Below are 15345 nucleotides of genomic sequence, written 5' to 3' on the forward strand. Positions count from 1 at the left end.
TCAATCTGGTATCTTTGTATCTGGGTTAGCTGTTTATAACCTTTCATAAGCTTCCTCATCTTTGGTCGGATTGAAAAAGCCTTGAACTATATCAGCTAACCTCTTTCAATCACGTTAAAATGAATTGCACTTATGAGTTGAATCTAAGATCCATTTAATCAGCATACCCGTAACCAACACCTCAGTGAATCCAGCAAGAAGTCTGGGCGTGGCACTTTATGTGGGTGACTGGGCGATGGCACAACTCTGGTTGTTCTGGGTTGCGCCTATCATTGGTGCTTTGCTGGGTGCGGCGGTTTATCGTTATCTGGGGTGTCCCTGCGAAGAAAAGTAGACAAATTCTGATTTACACAATTTACCGATACGGTAGTTAATTTCTGTGAATTGTGTGATTGACAATATCGTTATTATTGCGAATGCCCCATTCATGGTTTCCACGCTTCAGCGTCACTGCCATTAAGTTAAGCCGTCATACCGGCATGGATTGCCGGTATCCAGCCCACAGGGATGTGAACAACGTAAGCCATCCTTGGCTTCTGGGTTCCGGCAATCCATGCCGGAACGACGATTTTTTCTTTAACTTAACGGTATTGGGCTTGAAACCCCGTCCTCGACGTTTTTAAGAAGCTGTTTGGTTAAACAATTATTGAAAGAATATGACCGCAACCCTTGACCTAAACTCAATTCGTCAACGCGCCAGTAAGTTCGCCAAAGACTTTGAGGGCGTAACCTCAGAAAAACGGCGCGACCAGGACTTCATGCGCGAATTTTGCGGGATATTCGGCATCAGCCCAAACCGGATTGATTGGCAATATCAGGTTAAGGAAAACAACAAAAGCCAAGCCAAATGGATAGATGGTTTGTTGCGAGGTTTCTTGCTGATTGAAATGAAATCTGCCGGAAAAGATCTTGACGAGGCTTACCGCCAAGCTAGCCGTTATGTCAGCTTTCTTCCCGACAAAGACCTGCCGGACTATATCCTGGTCAGCGACTTTACCAACCTGCACCTGTATGACCGCAAAACGGGCGTGCCGCGCCTTGAAATCAAGCTCGCCGACTTGCCGCAACACCTGGGGCCGTTCCTGTTTCTTGCAGGCTATGAAACCATCGCCCTTGAACAACAAGCCCACATCAACAAAGAAGCCGCCGAAAAGATGGCGCAACTGCATGATGCGCTTAAAGCCACCGGCTACACCGGCAAAGATTTGGAGACTTACCTGGTGCGTTTGCTGTTCTGCCTGTTTGCCGAAGACACGGGCTTGTTCAATGAGAACGGCCTGTTCCTCGACTACCTGATAAACCATACCGAACGGGACGGCTCAGACCTGCATGGCGAATTGACCGCGCTGTTTGATACGCTCAACAAGCCCGATGACAGCTACCTGAAAGCACACCCCGATTATAAGGGGCAAAAGCGGTTGGCAAGCCTGCCAGAACAGCGCAGCCGTTTTCCTTATATCAACGGTGCATTGTTTGATGGCGGCCTTGCCCATTGCGAATTCGACGAAGCCGCCCGTAATACGCTGATCGAATGCGCCAAACTGGACTGGAGCGACATTAGCCCCGCGATTTTCGGCTCGTTATTTCAGGCAATCATGCACTTTGATGATGAAGCCGCCACCGCCAAAACCAAAAAACGCCGCGAACTGGGCGCACATTACACCAGCGAAGAAAATATCCTGAAAGTCATCAACCCGCTGTTTATGGACGGCTTACGCACAGAACTTGCCAAATGTGGCAAGAACGACCATAAACTGAACGCCTTTCACGACCGGCTTGCTGGCCTTAACTTTTTTGACCCCGCCTGTGGTTGCGGCAATTTCCTAGTGATTGCCTACCGAGAATTGCGCTTGCTGGAATTGGAAGTCATCAAAAAAATCTGGGGCAAACGGCTCACCGCCCAAATCGACATCGACACCCTGATACGCTGCAACGTCCATCAATTCCACGGTATCGAAATAGACCCCAGCGCAGTGCAAATCGCCACGGCCGCGCTCTGGCTCACTGACCACCAAATGAACCTGAAAGTGCAAAGCCTTGGGCTTTACTACCACCGCATCCCGCTCACAAAAAAAGCCAACATCGTTTGCGCCAATGCCTTAAGGATTAACTGGGTAGACGTGATAGCGCCGTAACAATGCAGTTACATCATGGGCAATCCGCCGTTTGTCGGCAGTACTTTCCAAACTAAAGAACAAAAAGCCGATTGCACCATAGTATTTAAAGGCATGGACGGTGCGGGAGTATTGGATTTAGTTGCCGCTTGGCATGTTAAGGCGGCGCGTTATATCCAAGCTAATACGGCTATTCCGGTGGCGTTTGTGTCCACCAACAGCCTGACCCAAGGCGGACAAGTCGCCTTATTGTGGACAGAATTATTAAAGCTCAACATCAAACTGCATTTTGCCCACCGCACCTTCCAATGGAGCAACGAAGGCAAAGGCATCGCCGCCGTCCATTGCGTCATCATGGGTTTCATCTGCGCTAGAGGCGAAAAATTTTTCGCCTCTACACCGCACCGATTGTTTGATTACGGCGACAACATCAAAGGCCTGCCGACCGAAATCACCGCCAAGCAGATCAATCCGTATCTGGTCGATGCTGATACCGTGCTAATTGATAAGCGCACTAAGCCTTTAAACCCTAACGTGCCAGAAATGGTTTATGGCAGCAAACCCACCGATGGTGGAAATTTACTGTTATCGCAAGCAGAAGCTGACAATATTCGTCAAAACGACCCAATCGCCGCCAAATATATACGCTTGTTTATAGGTGCAGAAGAATTTATTAAAAACATACCTCGTTATTGCTTGTGGCTAAAAGACAGTACATCAGAAGACCGTATTAAGTCACCAGAAATTAAACGCCGCATGGCAGCCGTTGTAAAAATGCGTTCTGCAAGTACCGATAAGGAAACCTTAAAAGATGCCGGTACGCCTTATTTGTTCCAAAAAATACGCCAAACTGACCAGCCATACTTATTGATTCCAAGTGTTTCTTCAGAACAACGCAACTTTATTCCCATCGGTTATTTCCCTGCGTCGGTTATTGCCAGTAACGCTTGTTTTATGCTCCCCAACGCCAGCCTGTACTATTTCGGCATACTCTGCTCCACCTTTCACAATGCCTGGATGCGGACAGTTTGCGGTCGGCTTAAAAGCGATTATCGCTACTCCAACACCATCGTCTACAACAACTTCCCCTTCCCGCAAGCCGTCAAACCCGACCACCAACAAAAAATCGAAACTGCCGCACTAGCCATACTGGATGCCCGTACCGCCGAAGAAACCCGCTGTGCCGACCAAGGTCAACGCTGTTCCTTAGCCCAACTGTACGCACCCAATAACATGCCCGAAACCTTACGCAAAGCCCACAACCAACTGGATAAGGCCGTTGATGCCGCCTACGGGTACAAGCCTAGCAAAGTCGAAGGGAGCAAAAAAGACGATGCCGCACGGGTGGCGTTTTTGTTCAAAATATACCAATCCATTGCCACGGGCTTACCGTGAGCGGCCAAGATGACGCTTAGAAGCTGCTTGGAAAAAACGGCAACTGGAAAATGGTTCTAGGGGAATAAAAAACATGTTTTTTTTACTCCATTTGTTTACCGTTCCCACGCTCCGGCATCACTGCCATTAAGTTAAGGGATACGGAGTCAAAAAACATGTTTTTTGACCTCCTTATAAACAGCAAATGCCGACGCGCAAACCTAGGTTTGCACTCCAAGTTAACGATGTCTCAACGCTTACCTTAATGGCAGTGACGCTCCGGCATGGGAACGATGTAACTTCCGAGTGACTGGGCAACATGCCTCATTGCAGATTGTGCATATCAATCTCAGCAAAATAACGAATTAAAAAATCCACAAATGTCGTCAATTTCGCTGGCATAAATCGCCGTTGCAAGTAAGTGGCATAAATTGCCAATGTTGGAATGCGGTAATCCTGCAATATTTCCACCAATTGGCCTTGGGCGAGATAGGTTGCGACGGATAGTTCCGGCGCTTGCGTAATGCCCATGCCCAAAGCCGCCGCTTGACATAATGCCCTGCCGTTATTTGAGGCGAAACGCCAGGTTGTCCTGACTTTGACTTCTTCGCTACCGACCATAAAAATCCAGTAATCCTTGTGCGGCGTGTCGGTGTTGTAAAGGCAATGGTGAAACTTTAACTCCTCAATGGTTTTGGGTTCGCCGTATTGCCGGATATAAGCGGGTGAAGCATAGGTGCACAGCCGGGTTTCGGCAATTTTCCTGGCAACCACGCTCAAATCAAGGCTGTCGGTCACCAAGATAGAAAGGTCAATACTGCCTTCACTTAAATTTACCTGGCTGTTATGCAAGGTCATCATGATTTTGACTTCAGGATATACCTGTTGATAAGCGTCGATGGCCGGAACCATGTACAGGCCACCAAAATCAATCGAGGCGCTGATTCGTAGCGTACCTTTGACGTTCCGTCCTAGCTGGGAAGTGGATTCGTCGAGTTCAGAAAAATCATCAAGAAGCTGTTTACTGCGGTGATAATAAACCTCCCCGGCCTCAGTCAGGCTGATTTTACGGGTAGTCCGGTTTAACAGCGCAACCCCCAGGGATTCTTCCAATTGCGCGATATACTTGCTGATCATCATCGCGGACAAATCCATTTCCCTGGCGACCGCCGCGAAAGTGCCCAGTTCGACAATGCGGCAGAACACCTGCATATTGTTCAGTTTATCCATACTATAAACTTAAAATTTATATTTTATAAATTTAATCGGCTATTCAAAACTCTGGTTTATGAGTATACACTCTGCACCGGAGATAGTTAATGCCGCTTGGTTTTTCTCATGTGATATGGCAGAATCAAGCGGCTTTTTATTGCCCATAAATAATAATAACGGAGTGAGATATGAGTAACATTCTTAATGAAGTGCTGTCAGCAAACAGAGACTATGTAAATAATTTTGGCGATAAAGGCTCGTTAGCCCTGCCCCCAGCCAGAAGTTTTGCTATTTTGACCTGCATGGATGCCCGTTTGGATCCCGCCAAATATGCCGGATTGTCAGAAGGTGATGCCCATGTCATCCGCAATGCCGGTGGTCGTGCCAGTGACGATGCGATTCGTTCATTGGTAATATCATACAAACTACTCGGAACCAGAGAGTGGTTTGTCATCCACCACACCAACTGCGGCATGGAATTATTCACCAACGAAATCATGGGTGATTTGCTATCCAGCAGCTTGAAAACTGCGTCCATCGACGAAAACGGCTGGCATGATTGCTGCGAAGGTTCAGGTTGTACCGAAGGCAAATACATCAATTGGCTGACCATCAAAACCCAGGAAGAAAGTGTCACCGAAGACGTTTGCCGCATCAGATGTCACCCGCTAGTACCAGGCAACATCCCCATTTATGGCTATATCTACGACGTGACCTCAGGACGATTGATTGAAGTCCCTGGCGCAACGCAAGCGGGTAAGTGCTGCTAAAGATTGTACTGATTGATTAGCGGTAAGTATCGTTAATCACCGCACAATAGCAAAGTATCGAATCCCCCTATTATAAAGTTCTGGGCAGGGGGGTTCGGTTAAGGTTATGGCGTTATGTCCTATAAAATAAACGCATCGCTAATCAACAGCCACTAAATGCTTGCTTTTAAGCGGTATTCTGCTTAAAGCTTTATTTCCGCCAGTTGCTTTACCTGAGTATACCTAAAACAATCCACCGTGTGATCATTCACCATGCCTGTTGCCTGCATGTGGGCATAACAAATAATGCTGCCGACAAACTTGAAGCCGCGTTTTTTTAAATCCCGGCTTATCAGGTCAGATAAATCAGTGGAAGCGGGGAGTTCATGGTGATGTTGCCAGCTATTTTGCAGTGGTTTACCGTCCACGAAACGCCAGATATAATCGTCAAAGCTACCGAATTCTTCCTGGACTTTGATAAAAGCCCGCGCATTTGTGATTGCTGCTGTTATTTTCAGCTTGTTCCTGATGATTTCCGAGTTCTGCAATAATTCGATGACCTTGTTTTCGTCATATTGCGCCACGGTTTCCACATCAAAATTATCAAAGGCTTTCCGGTAACCCTGACGTTTATTCAGTATGGTTGACCAGCTTAAACCTGCCTGTGCGCCTTCAAGCACCAGAAATTCAAACAGCAGGCGGTCGTTATGCACAGGTACGCCCCATTCATGGTCATGGTAATGTTCTTCATTCGCGCTATGCAGCGCCCACTTGCATTTGTTCATAGTCTTTTCCAGTATTAGCAAGGTACGAGAGGTTATCGGATCATTTAACCTTGGTTAGATATGAATATACTATATTTGGTCGGCGAGACGGAACACCTTACGGTTTCCATGCGTCACACGTTTGTTGATTAAAGCCTTAAAACAGTTATGCTGCGAATAGGCGTGTTAAACTTTTAGCTTGATAAATGCAATATTAAGACAAAAACGGGATTACCTTACGTAGGGCTCAACTTATTGGTTTGCTATGAATTTCTCTATCATTATTCCAACACTTGACGAGGCGCAAGTTATCGTAAATTGCCTGATGGAATTACAACCATTACGGGATTGTTGTGAAATTATTGTAGTTGATGGCGGCAGTACGGATAATACCAAACGGCTTGCCCAGCCTTTTGCCGATAAGGTCATGTCATCAGCAAAAGGTCGTGCTATCCAGATGAATATCGGTGCTGAAAGTGCAGAAGGTGATGTGCTGATTTTTTTACATGCCGATACTTTTTTGCCGGATGATGCCCTAAGCCAGATTACACAAGCAAGAAATAACAAGGCGAGATGGGGGCGGTTTGATGTGCAATTGAGTGGCAAACATCCCATGTTGAATCTAGTTGCCTTGTTGATGAATTGGCGTTCTCGTATAACTGGAATTGCTACGGGCGATCAGGTTATTTTCGTCAATAAGCAATTGTTTGAATCCGTAGGGCGGTATCCGGTCATACCGTTGATGGAAGATATTGCGCTGTGCAAAAAGCTTAAGAAAATTACTCCATCGGTCTGCCTGAAAACCAAAGTGATTAGTTCGGGCAGACGCTGGGAACAGTTCGGTGTGGTTTGGACAATTTTGCTGATGTGGAGCTTACGTTTACGTTATGCCCTAGGTGCAGAACCGCAAACCTTGGCGATTTTATACAGTAAGGGGCAGTTTTGGAAAACCTGATCCGGCTGGGTGCAGCACTAGGCATTTTTGGCATCATGGTAAGCTGGGAAGCCATAAAGCCGAGGCGTGTCCAACAGGTCAGCCGTAGGCGGCGTTGGCCTGTGAATCTGGGGTTTGCGTTGTTGAATATGGTCTTAATGCGCTTTACTATTGGTGGACTAGCATACACGAGCGCAGTCGTAGTAGCAGAACACAGTTACGGATTGTTGAATATATGGCGGCTATCATCGGGTTTCTCGATAATAATGACTTTGCTGATCCTTGATTTCGCCATTTATGGGCAACACATCCTTATGCACAAATGGCCGATATTATGGCGGCTACACAAAATACACCATACCGACCTGGAATTTGATGCGACTACGGCGGTGCGTTTCCATCCGCTGGAAATCGTTATCTCCATGTTTTATAAGGCAATGTGTATTGTGCTTATTGGCGGCAATCCTGAAGCTATTGTTGCCTTTGAGATTATCCTTAATGGCGCGGCGACGTTTAACCACAGCAATGTCAGGATTCCAGAGAAAGTGGATAAAATACTCCGCTGGTTGATTATCACACCGGACATGCACCGCATTCACCATTCCGCAGAACCCATTGAAACGGATAGCAATTACGGCTTTTCTATTGCCTGTTGGGACAGGCTGTGCAAAACCTATACCGCAGAGCCTAAGCAAGCCCAAACCATGATGCCCATCGGTTTAAATGCTTACCGTAAACAAGAGGAATTAGGTTTTATGCGATGTTTGCTTATTCCTTTCAAATCAGCGGCTAATCGCCGAGGATAATGTACCTATTTCCTGATGCGGTAATCATGGTGTTCTGCAAAGCACCAATACCTGGACAAGTGAAAACTAGGCTAATTCCGCCCTTAACTGGCGAAGAGGCGGCGCAACTGCATTGCGAACTGACCCAAAAGACATTACAAACAGCCACACAAAATCACTTATGTGAGGTGTGTGTATGGTGTTCGCCGACTATCGACCATCCTTTTTTTACGGCATTGGCGCAAACGTATTCTGTAGATAAGCACTTACAACAAGGTGCAGACTTGGGTGAACGAATGCACCATGCTTTTGGTCAGGCGTTAGCCCAGTTTAGTAGTGCAATTATCATAGGGTGCGATTGTCCATCCCTTACCAATGGCGATCTTGAGCAAGGCTTAAGCCAGTTAACCCAAGGTAAACCTTCTGTTTTAGCCCCTGCGGAAGACGGCGGTTATGTGCTGATAGGTCTTAAGCAGCCACAACCAGCCTTGTTCGACAATATGCCTTGGGGAACCGATGAAGTCTTGGGCTTAACCCGTGTCAGATTGCAATCTCTAAGTCTCGACTACCACGAATTAGACACACAATGGGATCTGGATACGGTGGATGACCTTAAACGCTACCGACCTTCTTTGTGAATTCCACGTTGTTTATAAGGTGACCCCGTCTTTTCATCTTATCCACTTCTGCTGGACAAAGATTGTCAATTTCAAAGTTATTTCCCTGTATTTTTCTAAAAACAATCGAAAACAAGCTCAAAAAAGCCATCAAGTCTAATGTAATTTGTTAACTAAATTATTTAACAGGCTGATAAAAATAGAATTTATTTTTAGCTGATTCTGACTTTATAGTTTTCCGTAGTTTTTACCTAAGTGATTGTCAAAAAAGATATTTTTTTATTTTAATTCCCCTTTGCTTGTGCTATTCTAAATTCAAGTGGATGTTTTGTGGTGAATAAGGGTAGCTCAGTGGATATTTTGTGGAGCTGCTCAGAAGAGAGCTTGCGGGGGAAATCTTGTTTCGAGGCAATACCACAGTTAATCTCGATGAAAAAGGTCGGTTTGCAATTCCAACTCGCTATCGTGAGTTGGTGCAGAAGAGTTGTGACTGCCATTTAATCGCCACCGTTGCTGTGGATGAACGTTGTGTTGGAATGGATGGATGTCTGTGGATTTATCCTTTGCCCGCTTGGGAAAAACTCGAAATTAAGCTCAGTGAGTTATCTGCTTTCAAAAAGTTATCAGTCAAAATAAAGCGTTTTCTTATTGGTTATGCCACTGAATGTGAAATGGATGCACAAGGTCGCCTTTTGCTGCCAGAAAAATTAAGGAAGTTTGCCAATTTGGATAAAAAAGTGGTTTTGGTGGGCAATCTTAATCGTTTTGAGGTCTGGAATGAAGATGCTTGGAACAAAGAAGAGGCTCAATTTATGGATGATGAGGACGATCAAGAGTTAGAAGCGTTAGGCAATCTGTCTTTTTAAGCGGATTAATCAAGTGCAGCACAAGCCGATTATGTTGTCTGAGGTTTTGGAGCAGTTAGCAATAAAGGAGGGCGGTATTTATCTGGATGGCACCTTTGGACGGGGTGGGCATAGTCAGGGAATATTGTCGTTGCTGGGGTCGTCGGGGCGTTTGTTGGCGTTTGACCGTGATGTGGATGCAGTTGATTCAGATGTAGCAAGGTCAATGCTTGAGGATAAGCGTTTTGCCTTAAAGCACAATTGTTTTTCAGCGTTGGAAAGCGTGGTTGCTAGTGAGGGTTTGCTAGGACAAATAGACGGCATTTTGTTGGATTTGGGCGTGTCATCTCCACAATTGGATAATCCTGACAGGGGATTTAGTTTTATGCAAGACGGTCCTTTGGATATGCGGATGGACAGCAGTGCTGATCTGACGGCTGCGAAATGGTTATCCAAGGTTGATGAAAAAGAATTGGTCAGAGTGTTATTTGAATACGGTGAAGAGCGCTTTGCAAGGCGTATCGCCAAGGCGATTGTTGAGGTCAGAGCGGAAAAGCCGTTAACCACAACGCGCGAACTGGCGAAGCTGATAGAGGATGTTATTCCAAAGCGCGAGAAACACAAACATCCGGCAACACGTAGTTTTCAGGCGATAAGGATTGAAGTCAACAAAGAGCTGGATGAGCTGAAAGAGGCATTGCAGCAATCTATACGAGTGCTGAAGCAAGGTGGTCGTTTGGTAGTGATCTCCTTTCATTCCCTGGAAGACAGGATAGTCAAACAGTTTATAAGAAGTGAATCTGGCGCTAAGTACGATCCAGGTAAATTCCCTGTTAAGGAAGCGGATATAGCTAAGGGTGTTTTAGTGAAACGAGGTAAGCCGTTGAAGGCAGATAAGCTTGAAATTGAACAAAACCCAAGATCACGTAGTGCGGTTATGCGGGTAGCGGAGCGGGTTTAGGCAATGGCAAATGACCGAGTTATCAGTAGGCTTAGTACGGTAGGGATAATCGTGCTGCTGATCATGCTGATGTCGTCGGCATTAGCAGTTATCTATAGCAAAAATTACTCGCGTTCCATTTTTATAGATATTGAGCGTCACGAACGGGCATTAGATCAATATGAAGTGGAGTGGGGGCAAATGCAATTGGAATTATCGACATTGGCTGAACAAAATCGAGTCGAGCGGATTGCGAAAGAGCGATTAAAGCTGGTTATGCCTCCGCGTGAAAGTATTATTTATATAAAGCCTTAGATGCAGATATTAACTAATGCAAACAAGCCACGGAAACAGGCCAGTGATTTTTCAGGAAGAAGGCGGTTTTTACTCAGCTTTATAATGGGCTGCATGGTGGTGCTTGTTGGTCGTGCGGTGCATTTGCAGGTATTCAAAAAAGATTTTTTACAAGAGCGTAGTCGCTATGTGGACACGGTATCAATTTCATCTTACCGAGGCATTATAGAAGACCGTAATGGTGAGGCATTAGCAATCAGCTCTCCTGCGCCCTCCATAACAATAAATCCAAAAGAATTCGTTAAGGATAACGAGAGCGTTATTAAGCAAATGGAAAAACATTTCAGAGCGGATCATGGCGGTGAAAAGTTAACCGAAAGCCAAATCCAGGAAGTAAAAGTCGCATACAAGACAGAAAAAGCAGCAAAGATTGCTCAACTAGAAAAACTGCTGGACTTACCTTCCGGCAAGGTAAATCGCATTCTCGATGAGAAAAAAGGCAAAGGCTTTGCCTACTTGGCAAAAAAAATCAACCCTGGACTTGCCGAACAGGTTAAAGATTTAAAGCTGGCGGGTATTGATATTCTGCGCGAGTTCAAGCGTTTTTTTCCATCCGGTGAGGTAACAGCTCACTTGCTTGGCTTCACCAATGCGGAAGATGTAGGGCAAGTTGCACTGGAGCAAAGTTACGAAACACTTTTGAAAGGCACGGATGGCAAAAAACGGGTCATCAAGGACGGGCTGCATCAAGTGATCGCCGATGTTGAAAATATCGCCTCACCCATTCCAGGCAAGAACCTGCAATTAAGCATTGATCAGCGTATTCAATACTTGGCCTATCGGGAATTGCAAAATGCAGTGGACAGCAACAAAGCTAAAGCGGGTGCGCTCGTCGTGTTGGATGCAAAGACGGGAGAAATACTGGCGGCAGTCAATCAGCCGTCATTTAATCCTAATTCGAAAGCCTTTCTCAAAGAAAGTCTTTATCGGAATCGGGCGTTTACGGAAGTTTTCGAGCCTGGATCAACAGTCAAGCCCTTTACTGTGGCGGCTGCCTTGGAAGGCAAGTATATCCGCCCAGGAGATTTTTTTAACACGGATGGTGTATTCCCCGTTGGTAATCATACCGTCAGGGATACGCATCATTATGGCGTGTTAAATGTAGAAGGTGTGATCAAGAAATCCAGCAACATCGGTGTCGCTAAGATGGCGTTAAAGATGCCGACCAATTATTTTTGGGACATGTTCAGCAAGATGGGTTTTGGTGCTTCACCCGCCACGGGTTTCCCTGGTGAAACTGATGGTCGTATGCCAGTCATGAAGCGGATGCGTGATTTTGATAAGGCGACTTTGTCATTTGGTTATGGTCTAAATGTATCAGCCTTACAGTTGGCTAGGGCTTATACAGCATTGGCTGATGATGGTGTATTGCATTCGGTGAGCTTGCTAAAACGTGATGAGGACATAGACGCACAACGCGTGTTATCGCAGAAAACAGCCAAAACCATCAGAACAATGATGGAAACCGTGATAAGTAAAGAAGGTACGGCTTACGAAGCCAGGGTTGACGGTTATCGGGTTGCAGGCAAAACCGGAACGGCAAAAAAAGCTGGGTCACATGGCTATTCGGCAGACAGCTACTTTGCGTTATTTGCAGGATTAGCACCCGCTAGTGATCCCCGTTTGGTTATTGTGGTCATGATAGATGAGCCATCGGCGGGGCAGTATTACGGCGGCTTGGTTGCCGCGCCGGTATTCTCCAAGGTGATGGGGGGTGCTTTAAGATTATTAGGTGTAACACCTGATCAGGAAAACACCATGCCTATCCTGATAGCTAGGAAGAATTGAGATTAGCCAGGAATGAGGCTTACGAAATTACTGAAAGGTTTGGTTTTTCTTACCGATGAAGAATTGCAACTCATTGATGATTTAAGCATCAGCGGCATAGTTTTAAATAGCAGAGAAGTTGCAGTAGGCGATTTGTTTATAGCATTGGCAGGAGCCAACCAACATGGTTTGACTTATGCAGATAAGGTTATTGAAAAGGGAGCTTGTGCAATATTGTTTGATCCATCAGGCGATGGTAATCGACTTGCGGAGCAACCAACGGATATTCTCCTTGTGCCCGTTGAACACCTTGGTTCTGTACTGGGGGAGTTGGCAGCAAAATTTTATGGCAATCCGTCCCAAGGCTTGAGTGTGGTAGGCATAACTGGAACGAATGGCAAAACCTCTTGTAGCCAGTTTTTAGGCCAGTTACTTGATGATTGTGGGGTAGTTGGTACTTTGGGTTGGGGCAAGTGGGGTCAGCTTAACAAAACGATCAACACGACTCCAGATGCGCTAACTGTTCAGCAAATATTGGCTGAGTTTGTTAAGGCAAAAATGAAAACTGTAGCGATGGAAGTTTCGTCGCATGGATTGGATCAAGGTCGAGTAAATGGGGTGCATTTTAAGGGTGCAGTGTTTACTAATATCAGCCGCGATCACTTGGATTATCACGGTACTATGGGAAATTACCTAAGTGCTAAATTGAAGTTATTGGCAGCACCTGGGCTGGAGTTTGTAGTTGTCAATTTAGACGATGCAAGTAGCGAGCAAATAATTGAAGCTGTGCCGGAATCCGTAGTAGTGTGGGGTGTGAGTGTAAAAGGCAAAACAATTAAGCAAGGTGAATCCATTATTGCTGATGCAGTAAAGCACACCTCGTCAGGAACTGAATTTACCGTGCATTGGCGAGGCGTTGTCCAGCAGGTAAAGACACCGCTTTTTGGCGATTTTAATGTAGAGAATTTGCTGTGTGTTTTGGGTGTGATGCTTGCGCTGGGAGAATCCTTAGCCGATATAGCAAAGAAAATGCAGACGATAAAATCGGTAACAGGTCGTTTAGAGCCTTGCAGCACAAGCTCAAACGGGTTGAATGTGTTTATTGATTATGCCCATACACCGGATGCTTTGTATCGGGTGTTAGCAAGTTTACGTAAGCACTGTCAGCAATCACTCTGGGTAGTATTTGGTTGTGGCGGCAACCGTGATGCAGGTAAGCGTCCACAAATGGGTGGTATCGCAAAGCAATGGGCAGATCGCATTATTGTCACCGATGATAACCCACGGTTTGAAAATAACGTAGAAATTGCCAATGAAATTTTGGCAGGATGCAGATCAGATAAGGTGATATTAATCCAAGATAGAAAACAGGCAATACAACATGCCATCGCCAATGCAGCAGAAGATGATTGCATTGTGATAGCCGGAAAAGGTCATGAGACTTACCAAGAAATCAATGGGATTCAATATCCATTTAACGACAAACAAATTGCAGAACAGGCGCTACAAGTAAGGTTTGTAACACATGAAGATGATGCTCAGTGAAATAGCCAAAGTGACGAACGGAACGCATGTTGGATCTGATGTGGAAGTTGCATCGGTCAGCATCGATACCCGTGCTATTCAGGCTGGCGATCTGTATATTGCTATCAAAGGGCATCAGTTTAATGGCAATGAATTCGTCGATAAAGCCGAACAAGCTGGCGCGGCAGCGGCAATTCTAAATAAAGATTTTACTAGCAAGTTACCGCATGTTTTGGTGGATGATACACGCTTGGCATTGGCGCAGTTAGCAGGTGCATGGCGGGATAAAGCTAGCGCGAAAGTTGTCGGTATTACTGGCAGTAACGGCAAGACGACAGTTAAGGAAATGACCGCCGCTGTGTTGGGTGTGGCGGGTTCAGTGCTGTTTACCAAAGGCAACTTAAATAATGATATAGGTGTGCCGTTGACATTGTTTCGTCTCAATGAAGATCATCGTTATGCCGTAATCGAAATGGGCGCTAATCATCTTGGGGAAATTGCTTACATAAGCACTATAGCAAAATCGGATGTAGTAATCCTTAATAATGCTGGAGCGGCACATATTGAAGGTTTTGGTGGCCTGGATGGGATTGCTAAAGGTAAAGGCGAAATCATAGCAACCCTCAAGCCAGATGGTGTTGCCGTACTTAACAAAGATGACAAGTACTTCGAGTATTGGTTATCCATTGCAGGCAACAGGAAAGTATTGTCTTTTGGATTACGTGAAGATGCCGATATTATCGCCAGAAATATCCAAACAGAAATTATCGAAAATGCGTTTGCAACAAGTTTTGATTTGTTGACTTCAACAGCCGTATTAAAAGTGAATTTGAAATTAGCTGGGCAGCACAATGTGCTTAATGCGCTAGCTGCAACAGCGGCAGGTTTGGCTTTGGGATTAAGTCTGGAACAAATTAAAGCAGGGCTTGAAAGTGTTAAGCCAGTAATAGGCAGAATGCAGCCCTTGGTAGGTCGATTAGGCAATATCATCATTGATGACACTTACAATGCTAACGCTGATTCCTTAAAGGTAGGTCTTGAAGTGCTGGCTAACTGCAAAGGCAAACACTGGGTTGTGCTAGGTGCATTTGGTGAATTAGGTCCAGAAAGCCCAAGAATACACGAAGAAATCGGTAAATTAATAAGCTCCAAAGGTGTTGTGCGCCTGTTGGCTCTGGGCTCTGATGCCAAAAATACCGCAAGGGTTTTTGGCAGAGGAGCCACTTTTTTTGATAGCCAGGATGAATTGATTGGCACATTAAAAGACGAGCTTAAAGGTGACGAGACTATTTTGATCAAAGGCTCAAGAACACAGCGCATGGAGAATGTCGTTGCTGCTCTGGTGGAAAATTTCAGGACATAAGGC

General features: G+C 45.5%; 13 protein-coding genes and 2 pseudogenes. 13 read left to right on the plus strand and 2 right to left on the minus strand.

The genetic code is table 11. The features are described 5' to 3' along the window. Positions 1-148: 148 nt before the first annotated feature. The 3 genes and pseudogenes from AC1YY3_RS05465 to AC1YY3_RS05475 form a co-directional block, all read left to right on the plus strand. A pseudogene (locus AC1YY3_RS05465) lies at positions 149-334 on the plus strand (aquaporin); the annotation flags it as partial. An 82-nt stretch (positions 335-416) separates the two neighbouring features. Next, on the plus strand, positions 417-623 hold the full coding sequence (locus tag AC1YY3_RS05470; RefSeq protein WP_482194352.1) for a hypothetical protein: 207 nt from the start codon (positions 417-419) through the stop codon (positions 621-623). A gap of 33 nt (positions 624-656) precedes the next feature. Next, positions 657-3509: pseudogene (locus AC1YY3_RS05475) on the plus strand (class I SAM-dependent DNA methyltransferase). A gap of 303 nt (positions 3510-3812) precedes the next feature. On the opposite strand, the gene AC1YY3_RS05480 reads toward AC1YY3_RS05475, so the two are convergent. Beyond that, positions 3813-4718, minus strand: coding sequence for a LysR family transcriptional regulator (locus AC1YY3_RS05480; protein ID WP_481823450.1), 906 nt, complete (start codon positions 4716-4718; stop codon positions 3813-3815). 170 nt (positions 4719-4888) lie between these two features. On the opposite strand from AC1YY3_RS05480, the gene AC1YY3_RS05485 reads away from it, so the two are divergent. Next, entirely contained in the window at positions 4889-5470 is a 582-nt protein-coding gene (locus AC1YY3_RS05485; protein ID WP_481823451.1) for a beta-class carbonic anhydrase, read from the plus strand. Positions 5471-5652: 182 nt separating this feature from the next. Here the strand turns inward: AC1YY3_RS05485 and AC1YY3_RS05490 are convergent, their stop codons facing one another. Beyond that, positions 5653-6234 carry a DNA-3-methyladenine glycosylase I gene (locus AC1YY3_RS05490; RefSeq protein ID WP_481823452.1) on the minus strand — a complete coding sequence of 194 codons (582 nt, stop codon included), beginning with the start codon at positions 6232-6234 and terminating at the stop codon, positions 5653-5655. A 244-nt stretch (positions 6235-6478) separates the two neighbouring features. Here AC1YY3_RS05490 and AC1YY3_RS05495 point away from each other — a divergent pair, with 244 nt between their 5' ends. From AC1YY3_RS05495 to AC1YY3_RS05535, 9 genes are all read left to right on the plus strand, one after another. Continuing rightward, complete coding sequence (locus AC1YY3_RS05495; RefSeq protein ID WP_481823453.1) at positions 6479-7168, plus strand: TIGR04283 family arsenosugar biosynthesis glycosyltransferase; 690 nt, start codon at positions 6479-6481, stop codon at positions 7166-7168. Further along, positions 7156-7953 (plus strand): sterol desaturase family protein, encoded by a 798-nt coding sequence (locus tag AC1YY3_RS05500; RefSeq protein ID WP_481823454.1) that lies wholly within the window; start codon positions 7156-7158, stop codon positions 7951-7953. The genes AC1YY3_RS05495 and AC1YY3_RS05500 overlap by 13 nt, the downstream gene beginning before the upstream one ends. Further along, positions 7953-8570: a TIGR04282 family arsenosugar biosynthesis glycosyltransferase gene (locus tag AC1YY3_RS05505; RefSeq protein ID WP_481823455.1), complete on the plus strand. Its 618-nt coding sequence runs from the start codon at positions 7953-7955 to the stop codon at positions 8568-8570. The genes AC1YY3_RS05500 and AC1YY3_RS05505 overlap by 1 nt, the downstream gene beginning before the upstream one ends. A 341-nt stretch (positions 8571-8911) precedes the next feature. Next, positions 8912-9415: a division/cell wall cluster transcriptional repressor MraZ gene (gene mraZ, locus AC1YY3_RS05510; protein ID WP_481823456.1), complete on the plus strand. Its 504-nt coding sequence runs from the start codon at positions 8912-8914 to the stop codon at positions 9413-9415. 13 nt (positions 9416-9428) lie between these two features. Then, a complete protein-coding gene (rsmH, locus tag AC1YY3_RS05515; protein ID WP_481823457.1) occupies positions 9429-10355 on the plus strand; it encodes a 16S rRNA (cytosine(1402)-N(4))-methyltransferase RsmH in 927 nt (308 codons plus the stop codon). 3 nt (positions 10356-10358) lie between these two features. Beyond that, the gene (gene ftsL / locus AC1YY3_RS05520) at positions 10359-10649 is read left to right on the plus strand and encodes a cell division protein FtsL (RefSeq protein WP_481823458.1); all 291 of its coding nucleotides are present in this window, start codon (positions 10359-10361) and stop codon (positions 10647-10649) included. Beyond that, a complete protein-coding gene (locus AC1YY3_RS05525) occupies positions 10650-12476 on the plus strand; it encodes a penicillin-binding transpeptidase domain-containing protein (protein WP_481823459.1) in 1827 nt (608 codons plus the stop codon). Positions 12477-12488: 12 nt separating this feature from the next. Next, positions 12489-14000: a UDP-N-acetylmuramoyl-L-alanyl-D-glutamate--2,6-diaminopimelate ligase gene (locus AC1YY3_RS05530; RefSeq protein ID WP_481823460.1), complete on the plus strand. Its 1512-nt coding sequence runs from the start codon at positions 12489-12491 to the stop codon at positions 13998-14000. After that, a complete protein-coding gene (locus tag AC1YY3_RS05535; RefSeq protein ID WP_481823461.1) occupies positions 13981-15342 on the plus strand; it encodes a UDP-N-acetylmuramoyl-tripeptide--D-alanyl-D-alanine ligase in 1362 nt (453 codons plus the stop codon). Before AC1YY3_RS05530 ends, AC1YY3_RS05535 begins: the two co-directional genes overlap by 20 nt. The last annotated feature ends 3 nt before the right edge of the window (positions 15343-15345 follow it).

This window comes from Methyloglobulus sp. (genome assembly GCF_964779595.1).

Excerpts from the sequence above, each read along its gene's own strand:
- ftsL (WP_481823458.1), top strand. The coding sequence starts at position 10,359 with ATGGCAAATGACCGAGTTATCAGTAGGCTTAGTACGGTAGGGATAATC.
- AC1YY3_RS05495 (WP_481823453.1), top strand. The coding sequence starts at position 6,479 with ATGAATTTCTCTATCATTATTCCAACACTTGACGAGGCGCAAGTTATC.
- AC1YY3_RS05505 (WP_481823455.1), top strand. The coding sequence starts at position 7,953 with ATGTACCTATTTCCTGATGCGGTAATCATGGTGTTCTGCAAAGCACCA.
- AC1YY3_RS05530 (WP_481823460.1), top strand. The coding sequence starts at position 12,489 with ATGAGGCTTACGAAATTACTGAAAGGTTTGGTTTTTCTTACCGATGAA.
- AC1YY3_RS05480 (WP_481823450.1), bottom strand. The coding sequence starts at position 4,718 with ATGGATAAACTGAACAATATGCAGGTGTTCTGCCGCATTGTCGAACTG.
- AC1YY3_RS05535 (WP_481823461.1), top strand. The coding sequence starts at position 13,981 with ATGAAGATGATGCTCAGTGAAATAGCCAAAGTGACGAACGGAACGCAT.
- AC1YY3_RS05490 (WP_481823452.1), bottom strand. The coding sequence starts at position 6,234 with ATGAACAAATGCAAGTGGGCGCTGCATAGCGCGAATGAAGAACATTAC.
- AC1YY3_RS05470 (WP_482194352.1), top strand. The coding sequence starts at position 417 with ATGCCCCATTCATGGTTTCCACGCTTCAGCGTCACTGCCATTAAGTTA.
- AC1YY3_RS05485 (WP_481823451.1), top strand. The coding sequence starts at position 4,889 with ATGAGTAACATTCTTAATGAAGTGCTGTCAGCAAACAGAGACTATGTA.
- AC1YY3_RS05525 (WP_481823459.1), top strand. The coding sequence starts at position 10,650 with ATGCAGATATTAACTAATGCAAACAAGCCACGGAAACAGGCCAGTGAT.